The organism is Paenibacillus pectinilyticus, from assembly GCF_001700435.1.
In the GTDB taxonomy this organism is placed as follows: Bacteria; Bacillota; Bacilli; order Paenibacillales; family NBRC-103111; genus Paenibacillus_E; species Paenibacillus_E pectinilyticus.
On record NZ_LYPC01000026.1, the window covers coordinates 179,141 to 206,067 of the forward strand.

The window sequence follows — 26,927 nt, forward strand, 5'->3', positions numbered from 1 at the left end:
CCACGCTTGGGGAGTTGGAAGCTTAACAGACAGATGTACCCTGTGCATATCGGGTAACTGTACGCCAAATGATGCAATTGTACCTATCTTGCAGTGGAGATATTCCCCTACACTACGAACAAGGAATTGATTATTCATTTATGGGGGGATTACAGATGTACAATATCAACGCATCCAAGAACGGTGCAATGAAGCTTCGCGGAGGATTGCCTCACATGAATGATAGACTTTTGCGTAACGATCACATTGTCGTCGCTTTTCTCGGCGGTTCCATTACCGAAGGGGCTGGCGCATCGGACTTGGTTGTGACAAGCTGGCGCGCCTTGACGGAGAAGTACTTGAAGGACCGTTACTCGCATGAGAAGGTTACTTGTATCAATGCGGGAGTGGGTGGAACAACTTCTACCTTCGGTGCTCATCGTCTGCATGAGCACGTACTCTCTAAGGGCGAAATTGATTTGTTGTTTGTTGAGTTCAGCGTGAATGACGGCGAGGATCGGGAAGAATCGATCAGAGGAATGGAAGGCATTGTACGTCAGTGCAAGCGGTTATCGCCACGTACGGATATTTGCTTCATCTATACGGCAGCTGACAAAAACTTGACCGAAGGCACACCCTTCAACATTGCTGTTCATGAAGAAGTAGCTGCGTACTATGCGATTCCTTCCATCAGCTTTGCTTCCATCGTCTACGAGTTGATGAATTCAAAGCAAGTACGCTGGGAAGATCTTGCTTCCGATCGGGTACATCCGAATGACGCGGGTCATGCTTTATATGCCGAATTTTTGCGGGAGTATCTGGACGCTGTACTTAACCCGAATGCGGTCACCGTTCACACACAAGGGAATGCACTCGTGCTTCCGCCTCTGAATCCCCAGAACTATGAATATGCGGAAATGCTGGATGTCGATAGAGCAGACCACCTGGAAGGCTTTGTGCGGCAACAATTAACATCAGAGCCGCTTATGAATTGGAGGTACGAGACGGAGCATCTCTTTACGGATACGTATCAGGCATCGCTTACGTTTACAGTGGAGGGACAGGGTGCAGGCGTGCTCATGTTATGGGGGCCTGACAGCGGGATTATTGAATACGCGGTAGATGGACTGCCTTTCGAACAGGTCAACCTGTTTGATGAATGGTGCTTGAAGGCGTTTCGTCCTATTATCGCCATGCTTCCTGTGCAAGATGAGCGTAGGAGCAGGCGAGTGACAATTCGTCATACCGGCTTGAAGGATGAACGAAGTTTAGGGACGAGTCTTCGTATTTTAAGGTTATTGTGCAATTAATAGAAGAGACAATCCCGTTGGTTGAGGATGATGGGACAGTCATGGCAGGAATGGCCGTACAGTTGAAAATTGTCCCCCTGTGAAAAGGGTGATTTGTACGTAAAAAGCGCAAGTGTACCTTACAGCAGGAAACGTTTTCACGTAGAATCGGTTGTGAAGAAAGCGTTGTCAATCATCACGCGGAACGAGAAATCAGAAAGCTTGGGAATCTATGACATAAGGGGGAATTGATTTGGAAACGATAATAACCGCGAAAAAAGAGCGGAGAAAGGCAAAGGGAACATGGGCTGCTATTGGAGCGAACGCGAGCAAGAGCTTTAGAAAGCATTGGCAGCTGTACCTGTTCATTATTCCGCCAATCCTATATTTTGTTATTTTCAAATATATTCCGATGTTGAATGCCGTGCTGGCCTTTAAGGACTACAATGTCATGAAAGGAATTTGGGGCAGTCCATGGGTTGGAATGAAGTATTTCAACTTATTCTTTCATAATCCGGTGTTCGGTACGTTACTGAAAAACACGCTGTTTGTATCCTTATATTTATTGGCAGTCGGTTTCCCGATCCCGATCCTTCTTGCGCTCGGGTTGAACGAAGTAAAGAACCGCCACTTTAAGCGTACCCTGCAGATGGTGACTTATGCACCATACTTCATTTCCACCGTAGTTATGGTTTCGATTATTATGCTCTTCCTTGCGCCGAAGGTAGGCCTCGTTAATAATATTCTCAACATATTCGGGGTTGGTTCCATTAATTTTCTGGGCAATCCGGGCATGTTCCGATCGATCTACGTTTGGTCTGACGTGTGGCAGACCGCCGGCTATTCTGCCGTTATATATTTAGCAGCGTTGGCTGGGATCGATCCTTCTCTTTACGAAGCGGCCAAAGTCGATGGGGCCTCGCGCATCCAGAAAATATGGCACGTTGACATTCCGGGCATTCTGCCAGCCGCAGTTGTTATTCTGATTCTGACCGTCGGGAATGTGATGGCGATCGGCTTCGAGAAAGTGTATCTGCTGCAAAATCCGCTTAACACGTCAACATCCGACATCATCTCTACCTATGTGTATAAGATCGGGTTGTTGAATGCCAACTATAGCTTTGCAACCGCAGTCGGATTATTCAATTCCTGCATCAATTTGATATTGTTGGTTCTGGTCAACATGATTGCCAAACGATTATCCAACAACAGTCTTTGGTAAAGGCACAGAAAGGAGCTACCACAATGGCAAACATGAAGCAAACCGTTCGCGAACCGTTCGGAGACCGGTTGTTTCTCGGATTTATTTACCTGGCTTTAACGATTGTATTGGTAATTACGTTATATCCGCTTATATTTATCGTAAGCTCTTCGTTTAGCAGCCCTTCCGCGGTATCAGGAGGTCGAGTATGGCTTTGGCCAGTCGAGGCGACGCTAATTGGATATAAGTCCGTTTTTCTAAGCAGTCAGATTATAACCGGCTTTTTAAATTCGTTATTCTATACGGTGTGCGGTACGGCAATCAGCGTTATCTTGACCATTTTAATCGCGTATCCTTTATCCCGCAAAACGTTTTTCGGACGCAGCGGACTGATGATGTTCATCGTATTTACGATGCTGTTCTCGGGCGGATTGATTCCGACCTATATGGTCGTGAAATCCGTCGGCTTGGTCAATACACGCTGGGCGCTGTTGTTGCCTAACGCCATCTGGGTGTGGCAAGTTATCATTGCGCGTACTTTCTTCGCCACATCGATTCCGGATGAGCTTGCGGAAGCCAGCGAGATTGACGGTTGCAGCGATACACGTTTCGTCATAAGCATCGTCCTCCCGTTGTCCAAGGCGATTATCGCGGTATTAGCCTTGCAGTATGCGATCGGCCAATGGAATGCTTATTTCGATGCCCTGATCTATTTGAAATCTGACAAGCTGTTTCCGCTGCAGCTCTTCCTCAGATCGATCCTTATTCTAAATTCGAATACCGGCACATTAGACTCTGGGCAAATTGCCGAGAAGCAGCAACTGCTGAGCTTGATGAAATATTCACTCATCGTCATATCGAGTTTGCCGGTACTTCTCATTTATCCGTTTGTTCAGCGATACTTCGTACAGGGTATGCTGATCGGTTCCGTCAAAGGGTAATGAACCGAAAAACGATCATAAGGAGAGGGGGTATGCCTATGTAGGCGGGCAGACCAAAAATTACGGACTCATCATACAAATTTCAAAAAAAAAAGGAGCGGTTTATTTTGAAAAAAACATGGATATCTGCAACGATCTGCGCGCTTGCCATCAGCACGGTTTTGGCCGGCTGCAGCGACAGCAGCAGTACAGACAGCAGCACTGCAACTCCAGGAAGCAGTGCGCAAGCGACAGCTTCTGGTCCGGTCAGCATTAAGGTATTTGCCGATCAAGACTCAGCTAGTAATCAGGATTTGGCGAACAGTTGGTTTTCCAAGCAATTAGAGCAAAAGTTTAATATCAAGTTCAACTGGACAACGGTTCCTTTTGATGGCGCTCCGGAAAAAAGACAGATCTCGCTAGCCAGTGGAGACTACCCGGACTTGTTCTTGCTTGTTCCTTATATCGATCACTTCACGCAAAGCGATTTGCTTAAATACGGCCAGCAAGGCGTCGTCCTTCCGTTGAATGATTTAATCGATAAGTACGGTCCGAACATCAAGAAAACGCTGGATGCGTATCCCGACTACAAAGCGATGAATACGGCACCGGATGGCAAAATCTACGGTCTCGGACAGTTTGCTGCCTGCTACCACTGCTCGTTCCCGAACAAAATGTGGGTGAACAGCACATGGATGAAAAAGCTCAACATTTCAACGCCGAAAACGACGGATGATTTCAAGAAAATGCTGGAGGCGTTCAAAACGAAAGACCCGAATGGCAACGGCAAAGCGGATGAAATTCCACTGAGTGGTTCCATTGAAACGTTCGGCGTGCACGTTGTTCCGTTCCTGATGAACGGCTTCATTTACGACGATGATCACACGTACTTGGTGATGGATAACGGCAAAGTGGACATCGCAGCCAACAAGCCGGAATGGAAAGAAGGACTGAAATATATCAAGTCTCTGTACGACGAGGGGCTAATCGATCCAGGTGCCTTCACGCAAAATGCTGACGCATTCAAAAAGATCGGTGAGAATAAAGACGCGCAAATTTTGGGAGCAGGCGCAGGCATGCATCCGGCGATCTTCGTTGATATTGCAGACGGGAACCGGTTCTCCAAGGATTACGATTCAATTCCGCCGATTGTTGGGCCAGGCAACGTTTCTTATTCCACTTTTAGCTATGCAGGTAATCCAGGTACATCTTTTGTCCTGACGAATAAAGCGAGTAAAGACGTCCAAATCGCTGCCATTAAGGCGCTGGACTATATGTATACATTAGACGGCCAACTTGCATCACAAGTCGGAAAAGAAGATGTGGACTGGCGTAAACCGCAGTCTGGAGATAAGGCTCTAGACGATTCGATGAAGCCGCTTTATGCGCCAATTCCGTTAAAAGCAGGCGAAAAGAACCTTAACAACAATTGGATCTCCTTAGGACAATACTTGTCTGACAGTAATCTTCGTGGTTCACTCGTTCAATCGACGGATATCTATAGCGACAAGGCCTATGAGCGCAGATTGTTTGAGGCAACCAAAAATAATTACGACACGAAACAACCGAAGCAAGTATTCCCTTACTGGGCACTGTGGATCGACCCGAATAGTGCGGATCAAGCCAGCATGCTGCAAACGAATATCACAAACTATGTTAATCAAAGCGCACTCCAATTCATTACTGGCAATAAAAACTTGGATAAAGATTGGGATGCTTACGTGAAAGGGTTCGACGGTCTGGATTTGAAAAGTTATTTGACAATTATGCAAAAATCGTATGACTCATCCACCTACAGCAAGAAGTAAAACAAGAGCAATCACATACTAGCAATTACAACAGGCGCTTTATCGTTACGTTTCGATAAGGCGCCTTCTTACTGTCTACAACTAGCTGTAATACTTAACTATTAAAGGAGATGAATGAAATTGATAACTAGGTTAAATCAAATTAGATTGGGGCGTTTAATCACAATATTCATACTCGCAGTAGTAGCCGTTTTTGTTTCAACTAACACGAAAGCAAGCGCTTCCAATAATGGGCTAGCCCAAAAGCCGCTAATGGGCTGGAGCAGCTACAGTATGCAGGTTTATACGAATGGCGGCACCACCTGGATTACGGAGGCACAGATTAAAGCCCAATCTGACGCGATGCATACGAACCTGCAATCCCACGGCTATAATCGTATTAATATTGATGCGGCCTGGAATTCAGGCATAGACGCTTATGGGCGTCCTTTGCCAAGCGCTGCGCTATATCCAAGCGGTTTTACAAATCTGGTCAATTATGTGCATGCCAATGGACAAAAGATCGGTATTTATTGGATTCCAGGCATGACGAAAGATGCTTATAATGCGAATTCGCCCATTTACGGAACATCCTGCCATACACAGGACATTGTCGTTTTGCCATTAACTACGGCCGATTATTGGAATAGTAATTATAAGATTAATTTCTCTAATCCTTGCGCACAGAGTTATATCACTTCCATTGCCGACCTGTTTGCATCATGGGGGGTCGATTTACTTAAATTCGACAGCGTCACGCCAGGGTCTGGTCATAACGATACGTCGATCGATGCACGTGGTGATGTTGCCGCATGGGCTACTGCGCTGGCCCCGCACAATATATGGTTAGAGCTTTCTTGGGCTTTGGATCATAACTATGTAGATACATGGAAGCAGTATGCGAACGGCTGGCGCATCGAATGGGATGTCGAATGTTATTGTGCGGGTGTTTCCTTAACGAATTGGAATAGCGTTGTCCAGCGTTATCCCGATGTGGTGGGTTGGTGGAGAGATGCCGGTCCAGGGGGATGGAATGATTTGGATTCCTTAGATATTGGCAATGGTGCCATGGATGGGTTGACGCAGGATGAGCGGCAATCAGCCATGACCTTATGGGCCATGTCGTCCGCACAATTTTACTTGGGTAGCGATTTGACCAATTTGGACAGCTTTGACCTTGGATTATTGACCAATGATGAAGTGATTGCTGTTAATCAAGCGGGTCATCCAGCACATCCTGTCGGTGCAGTTACTACGACTAACCAGCAGGTTTGGTATGCCAATAACGGAGATGGCAGTTATACAGTAGGATTAGTTAATCTGGGCAGCAGCGCCGCTACCGTCACTGTGAATTGGAACGATATCGGCTTGAACGGTTCTGCAACAGTTAGAGATTTATGGATCCATACAGATCTTGGAACCTTTAACTCGAGCTTCAGCTCCACCAATCTGGCTTCACATGCTTCGCGCTTACTGAAAGTTGTAACGAATGGCGGATCACTTACCGTCAATGATGACGATAACGGGATTAAATATACAGGTGCTTGGCAGCGAAGTTGGAATAGAGGATTAGGCGATTATATGGATGATGTGCATTACACTTCAACGAATAACGATTACGTTGAATATACGTTTCAGGGAACAGGCATTGATATGGTTACTGAAAAGGACGCTTCGCAGGGCAATGTCGATATCTATGTGGATGGTGTGTTTAAACAAACGGTGAGTACGTATAACGCCAGTCGATTAGCTCAGCAAACGGTGTACAGCATTACGGGATTGTCAAATGGCTCACACACGATTAAGGGTGTGAAAAAGACGGGAACGTATATGTTGCTCGATAAATTAAACTTTACCGTAGCGGCCCCCATTCAAGTGAATGATACGGACACAGGCATCACATATACGGGAACTTGGAATCTCAGCAGCGGCAGAGGTTTTGGGGATTACAACGATGATGTGCACTGGACCCAAACGAACAACGATTATTTCCAGTATACGTTTACGGGAACCGGAATTAATTTGATTTCGGAAAAGGATCCCTCCCAAGGCAATATCGATATCTACGTGGATAATGTATTTAAACAAACCGTGAGTACGTATAATGCGAGTCGATTGGCCCAACAAACGGTTTACAGTATTTCAGGTCTATCTAACGGTTCTCATACGATTAAAGGTGTAAAAACTTCCGGAACTTTTATGCTGTTAGATAAATTGAGTTTTACTGGTGGAACCAAGATTCAATATAACGATACAGACCCCGGAATTACTTATTCAGGAGCCTGGTCGCTTAATAGCGGTAGAGGATTCGGAGACTACAACAATGATGTGCATTTTACACAGACCAATAATGATTATTATCAATTTACTTTTACAGGAACAGGTATTGATTTAATTACAGAAAAGAGTACGGGGCAAGGCAACATGGACATCTATGTGGATAATGTGCTTCAACAAACGGTGAGTGCTTATAATGCGAGCTTGCTGTCTCAGCAAACGTTGTTTAGTATTTCTGGACTATCCAATACATCGCATACCTTGAAAGTCGTGAAGAAAACAGGCACATATCTCATTCTAGATTCTCTACGTGTGATTCATTAAGATGCACTGATTAAAATTCGAAAGGGGCTTGTGAAGATGGTAACCAGAATGCATGAACAAAAGTCAGGATTTTCAATTTGGGGTATTTCTATCTGGATAGCAGCGATATGCTTGATGGCAATATTGCTGTTAAGTAAACCTGCAAGCGCTGCTGTAGCAGGGCTAACTTTTGATGGGCCCGAGTACATCAACAATGCGTCGACGGATCAGAATGCTACCGTGAATCCGTATATCGATGGTACGTTAGGAACATGGAAGAAAGACGCCAATAATTTGTATGTGTTGAATGGCAAATGGGATGCCTTTAAGCTGTACTACGGGCCGCTAAGCAACCCTTTCCAGAATTTTGTTGGCAATGTGAGTATTGACCATAACGGATGGGATGGGTTGACTTGGATCTCCGGCGTATATAAATATGCCGACGGCACATTGCTAGGGCTTGTTCACAGAGAAAGATATTGGTCCAATTCAGCAAATGATTGCTTCTATCTTGGCTTAGCTAAGTCAACTGACGGCGGTTTGAATTGGAAATACTTAGGAGATGTATTGAGCCCGCATGTGAACTACAAAGAACCGGTTACGAACGGAGTGAATTCAGCTGCTGGTAATGTCGCCGGAGTTCCTTATGTGGTAGTTGGCAGTGATCTCTATATTTATTTTAATGAACAAACAGGCACGGAGAAAAGAATGAGTGTCGCTAAAGCATCGCTAGCTACGATTAAAACTGCTATTGATAGCAATACGACAACACCTTTTTATAAGTACAATAACGGTACTTGGACGGAACCGGCAATGGGCGGAACAGGCTCGAATATCATCCCTGGGGGAACGGTTACAAATGTAGGATTAGACTATTATGGAGGGCATAATCTCCGGGATTTCCATTCAGACGCTGCTTATGTTCCTGGACTTGGCAAATATGTGATTACGGTCAACGATGAAGGCGGGAGCAGGCTGCTGCTATACTCATCTACGGATGGATTAAATTGGGGAGAGGAAACAGTCATTGACGCTGCTCAGAGTGGAACGGATTACCGCATGCCGTATTCGACGATGATGAGCCTTTCTAGCGGTACATCGGATGATAATTCTACAGTTGGCAATGATTTCTACATCTTCTATCCGAGGGATTTTCATACGTCAGGCGGAGGAGAACGCTATTTTAGAATTCATATGACAGTTGGGAACGGAAGCGGCATTACAACAGTAAATGACGATGATGCTTCCATTAGTTACGACAGCGGCTGGAGCTATCAAAAAGATAGGAATCTAGGCGATTATAACAATGATGTGCATTATTCCAATGTTATTGGAGCTGTTGCCCAATATACGTTTACAGGCACAGGGATCGATTACTTAAGCGAGAAGAGTTCGGACATGGGCAACGTAGATGTGTATATAGACAATGTTTTGAAGCAAAATGTTAATTTGTATAATAGCTCTAGATTGCTTAAGCAAGTGGTTTATAGCATTAATGGCCTGACCAATGGCAGCCACACGATCAAAATTATTAACAAAACCAATTCCTATGGCATTGTCGATTCCTTCAAGGTTTATAAAGGGTTTCAGCTAGTAAACAATAATGCAGCCGGTCTAAATTATACAGGTACTTGGTGGAATAGCAGTGGTAGAGGTTTTGGCGATTACAATGATGATGTGCAATGGACCCAAACGAACAATGATTATGTTCAGTATACGTTTACGGGAACGGGAATAGATTTCATCACAGAAAAGGATCCCTCAGGTGGCGATATGGATATTTATGTAGATAACGTGTTTAAACAAACCGTGAGCGCCTATAACGCGACGAGATTAGCCCAACAGACGGTATACAGCATTTCCGGATTGTCCAGCGGTTCTCATACCATCAAGGCTGTGAAAAAATCCGGCACGTACTTACTTCTTGATGCACTTAAGATATTTAATTAAGCTTTTACTGGCAAGGACAGGCGAATGATGACATTCGACCTGTTCTTTCTTTATTTGAAATTTGACCAATAGTTAAAAAATAGGATTGAACTAGCTGCCGCCGCCATGTAAGATAGAGCACATACTAGCTAGAGGAAAGGTACATCTATGTGGTCGTATTTCATACAATTATTTCGTGACTTATCGCCTAACGTGAAGAAGTTTATCGCGACCGAAAGCTTGTTTGGCATCGGCGTGGGTATCTTCAGCCTAATTCTGAACTTACATCTCCTGGATCTCGGTTTCTCTAAAGGAGACATCGGCAAAATTACATCGCTCGGCGCACTGACCATTGGCTTGGCCAGCCTGCCGGCAGGCTTCATTGTCAAGCATATCGGTCGTAAAAAGATGCTAGTCGCCGGCATGCTGTTAGCCTTCCTGTCACTCATACTCTTCGGCTTCGGAACCAGTCTTGGCGCGATTACGGTCGCACAGCTGATTTATTCGCTTGGGATTACCGCGATTGTGAATTCCGAAATTCAGTTGATTTTCCAATATTGTACCAGTAAAAAGGAAGAAACGAGCGCGTACTCCTTGCTTTTCGCTATATTTACGCTGTTTACCGGCATTGGAACATGGCTTGGCGGTTACCTGCCGGAATGGGTGCCTGGACATACGACGCTGTATCAGTATGCCTTCTTCATAGCCGGCGGTTGCTTAGGGCTCTCTGGTATCCTGCGGGGATTGCTGCTTCCTTCTACGCACGTAAAAGTGAATGCTGCGGTGGCAGATGGAGCTAGCGGCGCTCAAGCAGCGAAATCTGGCAATCAGCCTCAGCCAAAAAGAAAGCACGCCATCTATTTTCTCCTGCTGCTTTCACTGCTTATTTTCAACTCAGGCTTTACGTTTGGGCTGCTCAGTCCCTTCCTGAATGTCATTCTGAAATTCCGTTTTCAGATGGGCGATGGGAACATCTCTGGTTTGCTTGCGCTGTCTGGCTTCTTTTTCTTCATCGGCTCGATTGTGATGCCCTATGTCGTGGAGAGATGGGGAGGCCGGAGAACCTTCGTATTCTTGTTTATCTATAACATCGTGGTCGTGGCGCTGATGGCGATTGCTATGCCTACCGCCGTATTCGCGATGCTGCTGCTCATTCGTGGAACAGGCTTCACGATGCTGAACAATTTGATGGACAGCCAATGCATGTCGGCTGTCGCGGAGGAAGACCGCAACCTGTTTGCAGGTATGCGCACGGTTTCCCGCAGCGTCGGCAATACGATCGCCTCGTACTGGGCGGGCTTTATTTTGGCTGGTAATCATTATGCGCTGCCATTTCTTCTTACGGCGATTGCCTTGCTGATTGGGTATGCGGTTTATGCCTGGTTCGTGCAAGGGATGCTGGATCGGAGATTGCAGGGACAGACGTAGCATTTCTTACAGTTGTCTAATATGGTAAAAATTTCGAAATTAAAAAGCTCAGACCAGCAACGAAATGAAAGTTGCAGGGTTTGAGCTTTTTTCTTGTAGAACTGCCCTGCATTTCACAACATAGAGATTTTCTCATAGCATTCTAAAGAATCTTAGATTTTGTCGCTCCCTCCCATCCGATATACTAAATATCAGAACCGGTTCGCAAGTGAGTAAACGAGTAGATAACGGGAGGGTCATCCGATGAAAAAAATATCGACAATGCTAGTGTCTGTAGGTTTGGTAGCTTCCATGGCACTCACAGGCTGTGCAAGTCAAAATGCAAGCGATACCAAAGCGTCTGCAACACCGCAATCCGATACGAAAACGACAACTAGCGCGAAGCAAGAGAAAGTGAAAGTGAGAATGGCGTACTGGAACAAAGAAGACAGCGTGAAGTCATTGCTAGATCTGATTAAGCAAAAGCTTCCCAATATTGAACTTGAGTACCAGTTTATCGATAATAAGCAGTTTGATAATATCGTGGCAACGCAATTAGCTGCGCAATCAGGGCCAGATATCATTTCGGTGAGCCCACCGACGAGTGCTAAGTATGCGAAATTAGGTTATTTGGCTGATCTGACCTCACTCGCGGATCGTTATAATGATGCGGGGAAAAATGTCTATACGACAGATGGCAAACTATATGCTTTGCCTGGGATTAGCTGGTTTGAAGGGATTTTCTATAACAAAGAGATTTTCGACAAATTGGGCTTGAAGCCGCCGACTACGTTCGACGAAGAGTTGAAACTGCACGAAGCCCTGAAGAAAGGCGGCGTGAAGCCGCAAGCCATGGGTGCGAAATCCTGGGAGCCGATGATGAAGTCCTCCATGGGACTTGTGATGAACGACTTCCTGTCCAAACCAGAGAACAAGACGTTCGATGTTGCGTATGGTCTAGGAAAAAAAACGCTCGAAGGCAGCTGGAACAGCTCGCTTGAGAAATGGTCGGAGCTGATTAAACAAGGCTATATCACACAAGATATGCTCGGTGTCGACTATGATCAAGCGCTGGATGAGTTCGCAACCGGCAAGGCAGCGATGTGGGAATCCGGTCCGTGGGCGATGGAAGCGATTAAAAAGAAGAATCCGAACATCAAGGTGGATATGTTTCCGTTCTATGGCTCCACAGCAGGACCAGGCTGGTTAATCGGCGGTCCAGGCGTAGGCTTCGCAGCAAACAGCAAGTCAAAGAACACGGATGCGGTGAAACAGGTTCTTGATCTGATTTCTACACCGGAAGGACAGAAGGCTTTCTGGGAGGATAACAAAGGTGGCAGCAGTTACTTGAAGGGCGTTGAGTTTGAGATGCCAAGCGAATACGAGAGTGTGAAAGCGACCTTTAAAGCTGGCAATGTATATGCACCGTGGAACAATTGGGGCGACAACGCGCAATCCATTATCGAGGATTATGGCAAGCACCTGCAAGAATTACTAGGCAGCAAAAGTGATGTCAGTCAATCACTCAAAGCGACGGATAAGAAAACAGCTGAACTCGTAAAGAAATAAGAAGAAGGTAATTTCATAAATGAACTTGCGGCGGTCATTGGCAATACACGGTGGCTGCCGTAAGTTGTCTAGAGAGGTTGATTATTGTGCGAATCAAGCTGCTGCGTCGAGAGCTGAGCTATGGCATGCTGATCATGCCTGCACTTGTGTTCTATCTCGTATTTTCTGTCTATCCATTTCTATCGATGTTCTATTACAGCGTAACGGATTACTCCATTTCGAAAATGACCCATTTGAACTATGTTGGATTCAAAAATTACGTGAGTATGTTCAACAATGATATGTTGGTCGCAGGATTTAAAAACTCACTCATTTATGCGCTAATCATGACGGTATTTCAAACAGCTCTTGGCCTTGTGCTGGCTATATTCCTAGATCGCAAGCTGTTCTCCCGCAATGTGCTGCGATCCGTCTTTTTCCTGCCGGCGGTATTTAGCCCGCTCATCATTGGATTCCTGTGGAACTATTTGATGTCGACGTCGGACTTCGGATTGATCAACAAAGGCTTAACCGCACTCGGATTAGCTAAAATTAATTTCCTCGGCGACGCCGATTTAGCCTTGTACTCGGTCGTTCTGACACAGCTGTGGCAGTGGACAGGGTGGGCGATGGTCATCTTTTTGGCCAATTTACAGAGTATTCCCAAAGATTTGTACGAAGCTGCCGATATCGACGGCGCCTCCGCATGGAAGCAGTTCTGGAAAGTGACGCTGCCGCTCATGCAGCCATCGGTGAATGTCGTTGCGGTTACCGCCATGATTGGCGGACTCAAAGTATTTGATATCATCCTCGCCCTCACAGACGGAGGTCCAGGTAATGCGACGCAGACGATCATGACGGCTTATATGAAGACGTCTTTCAATGAAGGCTTTTATAGTAAAGGAGCAGCATCAGGGGTGGTATTCTTCTTTGTGGTCATGTTGATCACGACCGTGATGATGCGCGTTCTTGGGAAATGGGGGAATCGCATTCAATGAATATGAAGCTGTCCACACGTGAGCGAGCCGTAAATGTTTCGTTCGAGGCCTTCCTCATTGTTATCGCGGCGCTATTCTTCATTCCCGTGTACTACCTGATTGTAACGACCTTCAAAACACCGGACGAAGCGACGTTGAACCCGCTGGCACTGCCAAGCCATTTTAACGTAGACAATTACATCTTGGCTTGGAAAACAATGAAATTCCCGCGCGTTTTCCTCAACACGCTGATTGTAACGGGAGTCTCTGTGAGCGGGATCATTCTGGTGTCCTCGATGGCGGCGTATGGGTTAGCTCGAAGGACGCATGCCCTGAACACATTTATTTTTTACTTATTTCTCGCCGGTATGATGGTTCCTTTCCAAATGGGACTGGTTAGCTTATATAAACTCATCAACAGCTTAGGGCTTATGGATAACTTATTAGCGGTTATTGTCGTGAATATTGGCAATGGCTGTGTCATTGCGATTTTCCTGTTTCACAGCTTTATCAGCACTTCGGTGCCGTTGGAGCTGGAGGAAGCTGCTTTCATGGACGGCTGCTCGGTGCAGGGCACCTTTTGGCGGATTGCGTTTCCGTTGCTGAAGCCGGTCATTGCGACGGTAGCGATTGTCACGACCTTGAACGTGTGGAACGATTTCATGAATCCGCTGCTGTTCCTGCAATCCCGTGAACATAATGTCATTTTACTGGAAGTATTTCGGAATATTGGACAGTTTTCCGTGGATTGGACCAGCTTATTTCCCATGCTGCTCTTAGGTGTAGCTCCTCTGCTCGTGTTCTATCTGTTTATGCAGAAATACATGATTAAAGGCGTAGCGGCAGGCGCGCTTAAAGGGTAGTATGGAAGCAGGGGGGATTTCACATGTACCGGATATTGATCGCAGATGATGACAAGATTGAGCGTGAAGGGATTAAGTTCCTGATGACCAAGTACAATTTCCCATTGGAGATCATGGAGGCGAAGAACGGCAGAGCCGCATTGGAGTTGCTGCAAGAGCATGATATGGACGTACTGCTGACGGATATTAAAATGCCCTTCATGGACGGGCTTCAACTAGCCCGAGAGGCTAGAGCCCTAAAGCCTCGACTCAAAATTCTCATTCTCAGCGGACATGGGGAATTCGACTATGCCAAAACGGCCATCTCCCTGCAGGTTTCGAATTATTTGCTCAAGCCCATTGAGCCGGAAGAATTTCATACTGTCATCGCTGCTGTCGTCCAGCAGTTGAATCAGGAGCAGGCAGCCAAGGCGCAGCAGCAGGACTGGCAGAAGGTGTACGAAGCGGGACTTGTCTACCAGCAAGAACAGCGCCTGCGCAACCTGATACACGATAGCACAGATGAATCGGATGCGGATTCCCGCAAGCGAGCTATAGAAGATGTGCTGCGCATTATTGAGAGAGAGTACGAACAGGATTTGAGCTTAGACTATTTGTCCAAAAGCGTTCATTTATCGGCCAGCTATCTCAGCCATATGTTCAAGAAAGCGACAGGGGTCAGCGTCGTTAAATATATTAATCAGTACCGTATGGAGAAGGCCAAGTATCTCCTAGATCAAAGCAATTATAAGATTAACGATGTCTATAAAATGGTCGGCTTCTCGGACATGTCTTACTTTGGTCTGACGTTCAAACAAAGCTTTGGTGTGACACCTAAGGAATACAGGGAAAAGGTGCGTCCATCGTGAAGCAGCTGCTCGGCTATTTTCGCAACAGTACGGTCAGGAAAAAGCTTATTATTACGTATCTAGTCGTTATTATCATCCCGATTCTGGCGTTGGGGATCTATGCCTATCAATCGTCCAAAGGCTATCTGAAGAAGCAGCTCCTCATTGGGATGAATCATACCGTTACACAAACCGCGCTTAACTTGGATCAGAAGATGGAGAAGTCAGGTAATTTCATCTCGTTCATGGTGTTTAATCCCATTGTGAAGAAGGTAACAGGCTCTGAGCTGCCGGATATTCTCAGCTATACCAAGGAGCTCAACGATAACATCGAGCCGACAATTTGGTATTATATCAACATCAATAGAGAGATGAAAGACGTGCTCTTTTATTCCGATTTTACGGGGAAACAGATCGGGAACTTCATATATCCCAGCGATGCTGTCCGTCATACCGAATGGTATGAAGAGGCGAAGCGGGCGAGCAAGACGCAATGGCACTATGATCAGCAGCAGCAGGTGCTTTATGCGACGCATAACATTCAGAAGAGTGACAATACCACCTTTGCTGGGGTGCTGTACGTGAAGATCGATTACGATAAAATGTTCGAGAAGCTCGATCAGGTCTACGACGGCGAATACGGGATTCTGATTACGGACACTAAGCAGCAGGTGATTTATGCTGGGGAACAAGCGTCGACATTAAGTGAAAAGGCGATCGGGGAGATCGGTGCTCAAGAGGAGGGGCAGTTCCGTATGCAGGGCAAAGAATATATGATGACGCGAAGCACACTGCCTAACTCGGGCTGGACCTTCACGTATTTTATGCCGACGACCAGCATGATCGTGGATACGCAGGACATTTTGAAAGCGACGGCCTCTGTTATTCTGATCTGTATCATGGTGCTGCTGTGCATCATTTGGCTGTTCTCGCGAACGTTGGTGCAACCGATTCTTGCTTTGAAAAAGAAGATCAGCATCGTGGAAAATGGCAACTTCGATGTGCCGATTATGTCCAATGCGAAGGATGAGATTGGCCAGTTGACCCAAAGCTTCGCCGACATGGTGAAGAAGGTGCAAGACTCGATTCAGGAAGCAGTTCAAGCGCGCATGTTGGAAAAGGAAGCTGAGCTGAAGGCGCTCCAAGCGCAAATCTCTCCGCATTTTCTGTACAACACCTTGTCCATCATTAACTGGAAAGCGGTTCAGCAGGATGCGATGGACATCAGTAAAGTGGCCAATGCGTTGTCGAAATTTTATCGAACCAGCCTGAACAAAGGACGACACCTCATTCGTATTCGAGATGAAATCGGCAATATCCAGGCCTATTTAGATATCCAGCTGATTATGCATGACGATGAATTTGAAGTCATCTATGAGATTGATGAAGCGGCTTATGACTGCGAGACGGTCAATTTCATTTTACAGCCCATTGTTGAGAATGCGATCATTCATGGATTGGATGAGAAGGAAGACGGCGACGGCAGGAAGCTGCTACGAATTGGGGTGAAGTTTGAGGGGAAAGATCTCCACTTTATCGTGCAAGATAACGGCATCGGTATGGATACATCCGTGTTAGCCAGCTTGCTGGAATCAGAAGGCGGCGGATATGGGCTGCGCAATGTGCAAGAACGTATTCGTTTATATTTTGGCGGGGAGTATGGTCTTACCATAGAGAGCGAGCCAGGTGTCGGAACGACCGTAACGGTCGTTATTCCGATGCGGAGATAGCAGCATATAGGCAGCAGAGAGGCGGAATGGGCCGATCTGCTGTTTTTGGTGTCCGCAAATGATGGACAAAATTCATTTTTGATATTGAAATTACTTGATTTCGTTCATTCACCAGCGGAGCATGTCATGCTATACTCATGTTTATTTCCGTAAATAAAGGGGGGAGTTTCACAGTGAGCCGAATTTTGCTAGTTGATGATGAAATCTATGCCATTGAGGGACTTAAATACAATTTAGCATGGGAATCGCTGGGATTTGTGGAGGTTTTGGAAGCTTATAATATCGACATGGCCCAAAAAATGATAACCGAGCATCCCATCGATATCATGATTTGCGACATCGAGATGCCGAACGGCAACGGACTCCAATTGATGGAGTGGGTCAAATCGTACTATCCTTCCATGGTTGTTGTGTTCCTTACCTGTCATTCGGAATTTGATTATGCGAAAAAAGCGCTGCAATTAGGCGTATTTGATTATATCGTGAAGCCGGTCAATTTCTCAGAACTGGAAGAAATCATTGTGAAAGCATTGGAAATCCGCAAAAAAGAGTTAGGATTTGAAGAAATCAAAGAGACGTATGAGAAGTTCTATCCGCTGTGGGAGGTCAAAAAGCCGCTGTTAATTGAGCGAATATGGCAAGATTATTTGGATGAGCGTATTTCGAACGATCCGGTCAAAATGGAGGGCGAGTTACAAGAGGTCGGGTTGACCATCTCGGACCATTTTACGATCCTCCCCATCCTAATCAGTGTGGAAAAGTGGCAGCGAGAATTCAGTTCCAGAGACGAGGAAGTCCTGGAATATGCCTGCCGGAATGCAGCAGCTGAGCTGGTCATTCAGCAGGATAGCGGGCTTGCCTTACAGGATCATTCTGGCAGCAATGTGATTTTCATCTACTCGGACGGAAGTAAGCCGCTTTCCCTAGAAGACTGGCGTCTACGATGTGAGACCTTTATTCGAGCATGCAGCGAGCATTTTTATTGCCAAGTATCGTGCTATATCGGGAATTGGGCCACCATTCAGGACTTATCTCGTGTTTATCAAGATCTGATTGCCATGGAAAGCAACAATGTGACCCTATCCAATCAGGCTTTTATGTACCAGAGACAGTTTGGCCGTAAAGGCGAAAAAACAGTGATTGAACTGGTCAAAGCCTATATTAAAGAAAATGTAACGGCGGAAATAACCCGCGAAGAGATAGCGGCGTCTGTACATCTAAATCCAGCATATTTGTCTCGCTTTTATAAGAAAGAAACAGGAGAAACACTCACCGATTTCATTACGTTCGAACGTATGAAGATAGCCAAAGAGTTGTTAACGGGGACAGAGGATACCATCAGTCAAATTGCCGTTTCTCTGGGCTATACGCATTTTTCTCATTTTTCGAAAATGTTTAAACGCGCCTATGGGATGACGCCGCATGACTTTCGGAAATTGAAAAATTAAGAGACTGGGGTGAGATGTGAATGAATCATAAGAGCAGAAATTCTCTTATTTTTAAATTTGTAAGCGTTTTTACTTTGGTTTCCTTGCCCTTATTTTTGTTGTTGTTTTTCAGCAATACCTATGCGATGAATCTGGTCCGCGATCAAGTCGCCCAAACGAATTCGAGCCTATTAAGCGGGCAAATGAGTCATATTGACAATAAGTTATCGGAAATCAACACCTATATGTTCAGGCTGGCCCTCCAGGATCCGGCGGTTATTTCCTTGGAACTGCAGCCTCGCGGAAGTGATGAATATTTGATGACGCGAATCGCTGCAGCTAATACGATGGAGAAAGATATTAATTACTATAGCGAATTAGGGGCTTTATTCATTTATTCAGCCAAAACGCAAGATCTTGTTATGACCAGGGCTAACGGGTCGCAAATCCCCCAGAATAAAGGGACAGAGGATTTCATCTATGAATGGATGCGCAGCGAGGGACAAGCCATGAAGCAGGAGGATGGCTGGAAAACCTTAAAGGTTGCTGACATCCCTTGTTTGATTCACGTCGTCAAGTCAGGGGCAAGTCTCTACGTAGGGAGTATCATCCCCATTCAAAGTTTGGCTGCTCCTTCCAATAAGGTTCAATTGGTCGCCGATGAGCAAATTATTTTCTTCTCTGAGCAGGCCGAACCTTTAACCGCAACGACGATTTCCCCAGACTATTTGCACCAACTGACAGGCAAGATTCTGCAAACAGATAAGGCTTTCCACACCGTGGAGATCCCTGACAAGTATTTATTAGTTACGAATCGATCTCAGGTCTCTAATATGATCATGACGGTTCTCTTGCCGGAGAAAAATGTGTATAGACAGCTCTCTTTGCTGCAAAAGCTAATTTATTTCCTGCCCTTTGCCATAGGCTGTTTGCTCATTATTAATTTAGTGTTACTTAAAAAAATCGTTGTAAATCCGATTATTCGAGTTGTTCGCGCTATGAGACGAATCCAGGAAGGCGATCTGCAATATAGGATGCCGCCTAGTCATTCCAAGGAGTTGGACTTGCTGTCGGAGACTTTTAACACCATGTCATCTGAAATTTCATCGTTGAAAATCAACGTCTATGAAGAGCATATTAAAACGCAGCAGGCGGAAATTAAGCACCTGCAATTACAAATCAATCCGCACTTCTTATTGAATTCTTTAAACATTGCGTATAACCTGATTGCCACGAAGAAATCCGAATTAGCTCAGAAAATGATCGTTCATCTGATGAATTATTTCCGCTCCATGATTCGTAGTCCCCACAAGATGGTGACAATTGCAGAGGAAATGAAGCAAATGGATCACTATTTGCAAATTCATAAGATGCGTTTTCCCCTGCATTTTGATTACGCGATTGAAATGGATGACGGAGTTGGCGAATTGCTTATTCCCTCTTTGATTTTTCAACCTTTTGTTGAAAATGCCATTATCCATGGCATGGTTATGCAAGAGGAGGGTTTTCATTTGAAAATTACTTGTTATGCGGAGCGGGCTACAGATACCAATGGCATCTGGATCCAGATAGAGGATAACGGCAATGGGTTTTCGGAGTCGGCTTTGCAAAAATTCGTTACAAGCGGTCAGTCATTAGAGGGTGCCGGAAATTTGGGCATTCAAAATGTGAAACAAAGACTGCAAGCCTATTATGCCAATGAGGCCAAGCTTGTAATTGGAAATAGACTGGAAAAAGGGGCGATCGTTCGTCTTTTTATACCTAAGAAGTAACTTGAGTGATAGGTTCGGTATCTTGAGCGCTATCTGAAATGGAGCTGCACCCTCTACAATAAAGAAGAGAAATCGAGTGGAGGGTAGCGGAATGGCTAAGAAATATAGCAGTCTCATTTGGATGACAGTGCCAGGCGTTTTGTATTTATTTATTAACAATTACTTGCCCATGCTGGGCACATTCATTGCGTTTAAGAACATTAATTACACCAAAGGAATATTCCATAGCGACTGGGTGGGCTTCAAGAACTTTGAATTTCTATTTAAATCCCATGATGCGTTCATCATCACCCGGAATACACTGCTCTATAATGGCACGTTTATCATCGTCAATAATTTAGCGATTGCGCTGCTTGTAGCCTTATTGTTGAATGAAATCAAAAATCGCTTTGCCCGTAATTTGTACCAAAGCATTATGCTGCTACCTTTTTTAATTTCGTTTAGCATCGTTGGCTATATTGTTCTTGCCTTTTTTAGTATCGAGCACGGTTTTATCAATAAAGTCATTTTTCCGTTTTTGCATATACAACCGATGGAATGGTATTTGGAATCAAAGTATTGGCCTTATATCCTAGTCATCGTGAACACATGGAAATATGTCGGCTATTCAAGTTTAATCTACTTTGCTGCTATGATCGGCATCAACCAGGAATATTATGAAGCTGCCCGCATGGATGGCGCGAATCGCTGGCTGCAGATGACGAAGATCACGCTTCCGCTTATCCGTCCGGTGGTGATTGTTGTAGTGCTGATTCTGATCGGCCGTATCTTTTATGCAGATTTCGGTATGTTCTTCCAAGTTCCTCTCAATACAGGTATTTTGTTCTCGACTACCAATGTCATTGATACCTATGTCTATCGAGCCTTATTGGTAACAGGAGATATCGGCATGTCCTCAGCTGCGGGTTTATACCAATCGACAGTGGGATTCGTGCTCGTCATCATCGCCAATATGCTGGTCAGAAGATGGGATAAAGAGAGCGCTTTATTTTGAGGAGGATACGTATGGAAGTGAATATTGGTAATCAAAAGCGGTTTCGATCGCATCGAGAAGGATCACCTTGGGCGAGCGGGTTATTACATGGTTTCTTCTTAGTCATGTGTGTATTTTGTTTATTTCCGATTGTGTTGGTGCTAATCGCATCATTTACGGATGAAAGTATTTTGCGTACAGGCGGCTACACCTATTTTCCGAAAATATGGAGCACTGCCGCTTACCGCTATTTATTTATAGACATTCATCAGCTATTTCGAGCTTATGGAGTTACTATTATCATTACTGTGGTGGGGACCTTAACCAGCTTATTCATTTCAAGCTTAGTTGCTTATCCGATGTCCCGTCAGGATTTTCCGTATCGAAAGATACTATCCTTTTATGTGTTTTTTACGATTTTATTAAATGGCGGCCTGGTTCCTTGGTATTTGGTTTATACCCAAATCATTGATTTGAGAGATACGATGTGGGCACTCATCATCCCGGGACTGCTGATGAATGGATTTAATGTGCTGATCATGAGGACCTTTTTCTCCAATTCTGTTCCGATTTCGGTGATTGAGTCGGCTCGCATAGACGGCGCTGGAGAGTGGCGAATCTTCTTTCAACTGGTTCTCCCACTTTCGGTATCGGTGCTGGCAACGATCGGTATGTTCACCACGTTGGCTTATTGGAACGATTGGTTTAACGGATTGATATTTATCAGCGATTCCAAGTATTTCAGTGTGCAATACTTAATGACGAAAGCTTTGCTGAATATTCAGTTCTTATCTTCACATACGGAAAATGCGAATTCCGCCAAATTAATTTCTGAAATGCCTCAGAACTCCATCATCATGGCAATGGCGGTTATTGGCATAGGTCCTATCCTTATTTCATATCCTTTTTTCCAAAAGTATTTGGTGAAAGGTCTCACTGTAGGCTCGGTTAAAGGCTAGTACTAGATTTAATGGAGGGGGTGATTCTGCAAAGCCACGTACGGGAAAAGGCTAGCTGCAAGACCAAAAACATTTCGGGGGAGACTTGATCACAATGAAAAAGGTTTTCGTAATGACGACGGCTATTCTCACATTAAGTGCTGTACTCGCAGGCTGCAGTTCTTCGGCGACGAAGGAGAATACTGCTCAAAGCACTTCAGGAAGTACGACGGAGAAGGCTTCCTCTTCGAAACTAGATCCGTATAAGTTGACGATCGTTTATGCTACAGGTGCAGTTCCCAAGGACCTCAAGGCCGTGCAAGACAAAATGAATGCGTATTTAACTGACAAGATTAACGCTACCGTTGAACTCAAGCCGATTGAGTGGGGAACTTGGATCGAGAAAACCAATCTGATGATTGCTACGAGTGAACAAATGGACGTCATGATGACGGCTGGCGGTCTTGGTTATTCTCAAAATGTGGCAAAAGGCGCGTTCTTGCCTCTAGATGAGCTTATTGCCAAATACGGCGGAGATGTTACGAAGGCCTTGCAGCCTCAGTTCTTGGACGGAACACGGATAGGCGGCAAGATCTACGGACTTCCAACGAACAAAGAGTTTGCCAGTGTGGATGGTGTTTTGTTCAATAAGGCGTTAGTGGATAAATATAAGTTTGATATTAGCAAGGTGAATAAGCTCGAAGATTTGGAGCCTATGCTGCAAACGATTAAGGATAATGAACCCGACATCGTTCCATTCTTCGGACAAGAGGGGCGCCAGATGAGCAATTTTGCCATTAGCTCTTCGTCGTTCGATAACCTTGGCGATTATTTGGGTGCTTTGGATCGTTCCAGCAAGGAGTTAAAAGTAGTCGATATTTTTGAATCGAAAGTATTCATGGATTATGCGAAGCTGGCACGCAAATGGTATCAGGCGAAGTATATGAATCTGGATGCAGCAACGGTCAAAGACTTTGGCGCTATGCAAGCTGGCAAGGCATTTGCGATGTATTCAGAGCTGAAGCCTGGGAAAGATGCTGAAATGTCCTCAGCCTGGGGAGTGAAAGTTGTTCAGAAAGAAATGGTGAACACCCCGATTACGTTGAACACGACCGGGATTATGACGGCTATTCCTAAGACGTCGAAAGATCCTAACCGGGCTATGATGTTCTTAAACATGCTCTACGGCGATAAAACGCTGCTTAATCTGTTCGATTTCGGTGTTGAAGGTACCCATTATGTGAAAAAAGATGAGACCACGATTGATTTCCCTGCTGGCGTTGATGCGGCATCTGTCGGCTATAAGAACGAGCCTTGGATGTGGGGCAATCAGATGTTAACGTACCTATTCCCGAATGAAGATCCGAAGAAATGGGACAAATTCAAAACATTTAATGAAACAGCTGACAAGTCGCCTGCGCTTGGTTTTGCCTGGAATTCCGAATCTTTAACGCAGGAAGTGGCTGCAAGCAACAGTGTGCTTAAACAGTACCAACAAGCGATTATGTCTGGTTCCGTGGACCCGGATGTCTATATTCCCAAAATGGTGGCTGCATTGAAAAGCGCGGGCATTGACAAAATTATTGCTGAGAAACAAAAACAATTAAATGAATGGAGCACGACTGCTAAAAAGTAACGATTTGAGTAAGGGAGCCTATCTGAATCTGATAGGTTCCCTGCTTATTAGGCATCCCACATTGCGCTCTCTGAGCGCTAATTTGAAAAGGGGGAAATTGTTATGTTCATGATGAAACGATATTCGTTATTCGTATTCCTGTTTAGCTTAATTGCTATACTAGGTTTCATAGGCGGCATACAGGCGAAGGCTGCAGGTACAAATGTAGTCCATGTATGGTCCCCTCCTTCAGGCACGCCAGCGAATCCTACATTCACAGTTCAGGTGAAACCATCGGATGAGGCAACCTGGATGGATCTATACGAATACAACGTAAAAGTAGGTCATCAAGATGGCACGAATTTCGATTCCTCCTATGTGAATGTTGATTTTTCCGGCTCATTAGACGTGAAAGTAACGTACAATGCCGGAACGATCAGCTCCTATAACATTACGCCGTCTTCCTACGGCATTCAGGCCGTCCAGACGGGGAATACGCTCACCTTTTCTACGGTACAGGACAATCTTTCGCCACGTAAAATCGTCATACGGGTCAATGACAGCTGGGATACAGGCGTTATGCATATTCTTACGAATCCGCTTGAGACCAATGCCCCGTCGCAGACGGCTTCCAATGTGTATCTGATCAATCCGGGTGATGCCATTCCACTGGAGCTGCCTGCCGGCAAAGATACGTATTATTTCAAAGCCGGTGAACACACGCTGCCCAAAGGTTCGTGGGCAGAGGTTGATCTTGGCGCTGTGTACGCGGTCGATAAGATCGGACTTGAGCAGGCGCCTTTATACACGAACGGCCCTGCGTATCCCAATAAGTTTATCATTGAATCGAAAGTAAATGCGGGCGATGCTTACACGACGCTCTATGATGGAACAAGCAACAGTCTTTTGGGGTCTATAACCAAGAGTTTTCCGGCCAAGAATGCGAGATATGTAAGATTGCGATTGCAGGGAAGCAATACGACTTCCGGCTATTTATTTAGCAATACCGTGACTGAATTTAAGGTGATTCAAGCTGGCGGCACAACGAATCTTGCTTTAAATCATGGGATTGCCGGAGCATTCCCCAGCTACACGCAATTATTCGATGGCAGCACGACGACACAATTTGGCTCGAAAAATGGATATGGAAACTGGCACCCGGGCGAGTCGTTCTATATCTCCAAGAATAATACGACGGTATATGTGGAGCCAGGCGCGGTCGTACATGGATCCATTTCATCTGACGGGGTCAGTAATGTAACGATTAAAGGCCGTGGCATATTGGATGGCAGCTTGCTGCAGCATGCGAATCCAAGCCCTGGAGAAGGAAGAACAGGCGCTATTTGGCTCAATAATGGAAGTGACAATACCATCGAAGGCATTACCATTCAAGACGCCTGCATGTGGACGGTCGTTATGAATTTCTCAACAAGGCCTACCGTAAGAAACGTAAATATTATCACGTATGTGGCGAATGCAGATGGCATCCACTTTTCCGGCAGTACGAACGGACTGGTGACCGGTTCCTTTGTAAGAACACCAGACGATAATATTGTCATGTACCACTACGGTCCAACCTCATTGAATACGGTTCAGAATAGTGTTCTATGGGGAGATGATGCACATACCCTTCTCATCGGTTTGGGAACGGAGCCAAATGCAAATATCACAGATTTAACTTTTCAAAATTTGGATGTCCTTGCCCAACAAGGGGTCGTGGATCTGACTAAATTTAACGGTGTCATGAAGCTGTGGCCTAATGGCGGCAATGAAATTAGAAATGTTTTATTTAAAGATATTCGCATAGAAGCCTTCCGCGATCCTTCCAAATCCGTCGTGTTTCAATTCCGCACCGATGAACGGTTTGCGGGAGAAGGTAATGGCCGCATATCCAACGTCACCATGGATAACATCACCTATAAGGGGAGCGGGGAATTGACATCGCTATTGTCTGGTGTGAGCAGCACGAATGATGTCAGAGATATTTATATCAACAACTATACGAGAAATGGAATCCTTGTTACGGATCAAGCATCAGGCAATATCACGAGTGCGGGGAATGTTTCGAATGTGAACTATACGTATACAGCCAATTTCAACAGCGATGCAGCTGGAAGCGCCCCAGCAGGTTGGACGAGCAGTCCTGGAATAACGGTTCAGCCAGATCCAAGCGCAAGCGACCAAAGTGTACGTGTAAGTAAGACGACAAGCACCGCCATAAGCAGTTCCAAATCCCTGCCCCCAACATCTGGTATCGTGACTGTGCAGGCTAAAATGAAAATCGTTGATAAAACCAACTGGAAATCATTAGCTATACTGAATGCCTCAGGTACTGAGTTGATGCAGGTCGGCTTTGATTCAGCGGGCAATATCTACAGTAATAACGGATCGACTTGGACGGCTTTTATGCCTTACAATACCAATCAATGGTACGACATTAAGGTAGAGATGAATACCGCAACAGACCAATATAACCTCTATATGGACGGTGTTCTCAAAGCAGCCAATCAATCACTTGAAGTTGCGACAACGAATGTGGCCAATGTCATGTTCACTTCGGGTGAAGCTGCTGCTGGCACGTATTATTTTGATGGAGTAAAGGTATCTTTCCTGCATACGATTATTGACAGCGATTTCAACTCGGATACGATCGGGAACGCGCCAAGCGGGTGGACGAGCACATCGGGAGCCACTGTCCAAGCCGTACCGAGTTCGACAGATAAAAGTGTGAAAATGCTCAAGACGACGGGCAGCATCGTCAATTCGTATAAGACGATAGGTGCTATGTCCGGCATCGTGACCGTTCAGGCCAAAATGAATATAGCTAACAAAACCAATTGGAAATCACTTGCGATATACAACTCTGCAGGAGCTGAACTTACCCAAGTTGGCTTCGATAGCGGTGGAAATATATACAGCAACAACGGGAATGTCTGGTCAGCCTTAAAGCCTTACAACATCAATCAATGGTACGATGTGAAGCTGGTTATCAATACGATGACGGATACGTTCGACTTGTACGTCGATAATGTGCTGATCAATGCGAATAAATCACTGGAGTCCGCTACCCATGATATAAGCAGAGTAGGTTTCGTATCGTCTGAAGCGCCTACAGGCGGAATCTTTTATTTTGACAATGTAATCATTACGAATTAGCGGCAAATT

The 26,927-nt window shown here is 45.3% G+C and carries 18 protein-coding genes; all 18 read left to right on the plus strand.

The annotated features are described in order from the left end of the window. The first annotated feature begins 155 nt into the window (after window positions 1–155). The 18 genes from A8709_RS21275 to A8709_RS21360 all read left to right on the plus strand — a co-directional run bounded on the left by A8709_RS21275 (window position 156) and on the right by A8709_RS21360 (window position 26,918). Complete coding sequence (locus tag A8709_RS21275) at window positions 156–1,289, plus strand: SGNH/GDSL hydrolase family protein (protein WP_065854888.1); 1,134 nt, start codon at window positions 156–158, stop codon at window positions 1,287–1,289. A 346-nt stretch (window positions 1,290–1,635) separates the two neighbouring features. Next, window positions 1,636–2,490: an ABC transporter permease gene (locus tag A8709_RS21280; RefSeq protein WP_065855138.1), complete on the plus strand. Its 855-nt coding sequence runs from the start codon at window positions 1,636–1,638 to the stop codon at window positions 2,488–2,490. Window positions 2,491–2,513: 23 nt separating this feature from the next. Further along, window positions 2,514–3,410, plus strand: a complete 897-nt coding sequence (locus A8709_RS21285; protein WP_065854890.1) for a carbohydrate ABC transporter permease — start codon at window positions 2,514–2,516, stop codon at window positions 3,408–3,410. A 107-nt stretch (window positions 3,411–3,517) separates the two neighbouring features. Beyond that, window positions 3,518–5,197 carry an extracellular solute-binding protein gene (locus A8709_RS21290; protein WP_065854892.1) on the plus strand — a complete coding sequence of 560 codons (1,680 nt, stop codon included), beginning with the start codon at window positions 3,518–3,520 and terminating at the stop codon, window positions 5,195–5,197. 120 nt (window positions 5,198–5,317) lie between these two features. Beyond that, complete coding sequence (locus tag A8709_RS21295; RefSeq protein ID WP_244163276.1) at window positions 5,318–7,777, plus strand: glycoside hydrolase family 27 protein; 2,460 nt, start codon at window positions 5,318–5,320, stop codon at window positions 7,775–7,777. A 36-nt stretch (window positions 7,778–7,813) separates the two neighbouring features. Next, on the plus strand, window positions 7,814–9,706 hold the full coding sequence (locus A8709_RS21300; protein ID WP_065854893.1) for a hypothetical protein: 1,893 nt from the start codon (window positions 7,814–7,816) through the stop codon (window positions 9,704–9,706). Between the two features lie 147 nt (window positions 9,707–9,853). Then, entirely contained in the window at window positions 9,854–11,113 is a 1,260-nt protein-coding gene (locus A8709_RS21305) for an MFS transporter (protein ID WP_065854895.1), read from the plus strand. A 243-nt stretch (window positions 11,114–11,356) separates the two neighbouring features. Continuing rightward, a complete protein-coding gene (locus A8709_RS21310) occupies window positions 11,357–12,661 on the plus strand; it encodes an ABC transporter substrate-binding protein (RefSeq protein WP_065854897.1) in 1,305 nt (434 codons plus the stop codon). Window positions 12,662–12,747: 86 nt separating this feature from the next. Further along, a complete protein-coding gene (locus tag A8709_RS21315; protein ID WP_244163285.1) occupies window positions 12,748–13,638 on the plus strand; it encodes a carbohydrate ABC transporter permease in 891 nt (296 codons plus the stop codon). Next, complete coding sequence (locus A8709_RS21320; protein ID WP_244163277.1) at window positions 13,635–14,480, plus strand: carbohydrate ABC transporter permease; 846 nt, start codon at window positions 13,635–13,637, stop codon at window positions 14,478–14,480. Before A8709_RS21315 ends, A8709_RS21320 begins: the two co-directional genes overlap by 4 nt. Window positions 14,481–14,503: 23 nt before the next feature. Then, window positions 14,504–15,328 carry a response regulator transcription factor gene (locus A8709_RS21325; RefSeq protein WP_065854899.1) on the plus strand — a complete coding sequence of 275 codons (825 nt, stop codon included), beginning with the start codon at window positions 14,504–14,506 and terminating at the stop codon, window positions 15,326–15,328. Beyond that, window positions 15,325–17,037, plus strand: a complete 1,713-nt coding sequence (locus A8709_RS21330; protein WP_065854901.1) for a cache domain-containing sensor histidine kinase — start codon at window positions 15,325–15,327, stop codon at window positions 17,035–17,037. Before A8709_RS21325 ends, A8709_RS21330 begins: the two co-directional genes overlap by 4 nt. A gap of 173 nt (window positions 17,038–17,210) precedes the next feature. Beyond that, on the plus strand, window positions 17,211–18,485 hold the full coding sequence (locus A8709_RS21335) for a response regulator transcription factor (protein ID WP_065854904.1): 1,275 nt from the start codon (window positions 17,211–17,213) through the stop codon (window positions 18,483–18,485). Window positions 18,486–18,505: 20 nt separating this feature from the next. Beyond that, on the plus strand, window positions 18,506–20,236 hold the full coding sequence (locus A8709_RS21340) for a sensor histidine kinase (protein WP_065854906.1): 1,731 nt from the start codon (window positions 18,506–18,508) through the stop codon (window positions 20,234–20,236). A gap of 91 nt (window positions 20,237–20,327) precedes the next feature. Continuing rightward, window positions 20,328–21,230, plus strand: coding sequence for an ABC transporter permease subunit (locus tag A8709_RS21345; protein WP_065854908.1), 903 nt, complete (start codon window positions 20,328–20,330; stop codon window positions 21,228–21,230). A gap of 11 nt (window positions 21,231–21,241) precedes the next feature. Then, entirely contained in the window at window positions 21,242–22,168 is a 927-nt protein-coding gene (locus A8709_RS21350) for a carbohydrate ABC transporter permease (protein ID WP_084225273.1), read from the plus strand. A 94-nt stretch (window positions 22,169–22,262) separates the two neighbouring features. Beyond that, window positions 22,263–23,783: an ABC transporter substrate-binding protein gene (locus A8709_RS21355; RefSeq protein ID WP_065854911.1), complete on the plus strand. Its 1,521-nt coding sequence runs from the start codon at window positions 22,263–22,265 to the stop codon at window positions 23,781–23,783. Window positions 23,784–23,885: 102 nt separating this feature from the next. Further along, window positions 23,886–26,918, plus strand: a complete 3,033-nt coding sequence (locus tag A8709_RS21360) for a discoidin domain-containing protein (protein WP_065854913.1) — start codon at window positions 23,886–23,888, stop codon at window positions 26,916–26,918. Window positions 26,919–26,927: the final 9 nt, after the last annotated feature.

Coding starts and splice junctions, on each gene's coding strand:
- A8709_RS21340 (WP_065854906.1), top strand. CDS start 18,506: ATGAATCATAAGAGCAGAAATTCTCTTATTTTTAAATTTGTAAGCGTT.
- A8709_RS21285 (WP_065854890.1), top strand. CDS start 2,514: ATGGCAAACATGAAGCAAACCGTTCGCGAACCGTTCGGAGACCGGTTG.
- A8709_RS21310 (WP_065854897.1), top strand. CDS start 11,357: ATGAAAAAAATATCGACAATGCTAGTGTCTGTAGGTTTGGTAGCTTCC.
- A8709_RS21325 (WP_065854899.1), top strand. CDS start 14,504: ATGTACCGGATATTGATCGCAGATGATGACAAGATTGAGCGTGAAGGG.
- A8709_RS21320 (WP_244163277.1), top strand. CDS start 13,635: ATGAATATGAAGCTGTCCACACGTGAGCGAGCCGTAAATGTTTCGTTC.
- A8709_RS21300 (WP_065854893.1), top strand. CDS start 7,814: ATGGTAACCAGAATGCATGAACAAAAGTCAGGATTTTCAATTTGGGGT.
- A8709_RS21360 (WP_065854913.1), top strand. CDS start 23,886: ATGTTCATGATGAAACGATATTCGTTATTCGTATTCCTGTTTAGCTTA.
- A8709_RS21345 (WP_065854908.1), top strand. CDS start 20,328: ATGGCTAAGAAATATAGCAGTCTCATTTGGATGACAGTGCCAGGCGTT.
- A8709_RS21355 (WP_065854911.1), top strand. CDS start 22,263: ATGAAAAAGGTTTTCGTAATGACGACGGCTATTCTCACATTAAGTGCT.
- A8709_RS21275 (WP_065854888.1), top strand. CDS start 156: ATGTACAATATCAACGCATCCAAGAACGGTGCAATGAAGCTTCGCGGA.
- A8709_RS21350 (WP_084225273.1), top strand. CDS start 21,242: ATGGAAGTGAATATTGGTAATCAAAAGCGGTTTCGATCGCATCGAGAA.
- A8709_RS21305 (WP_065854895.1), top strand. CDS start 9,854: ATGTGGTCGTATTTCATACAATTATTTCGTGACTTATCGCCTAACGTG.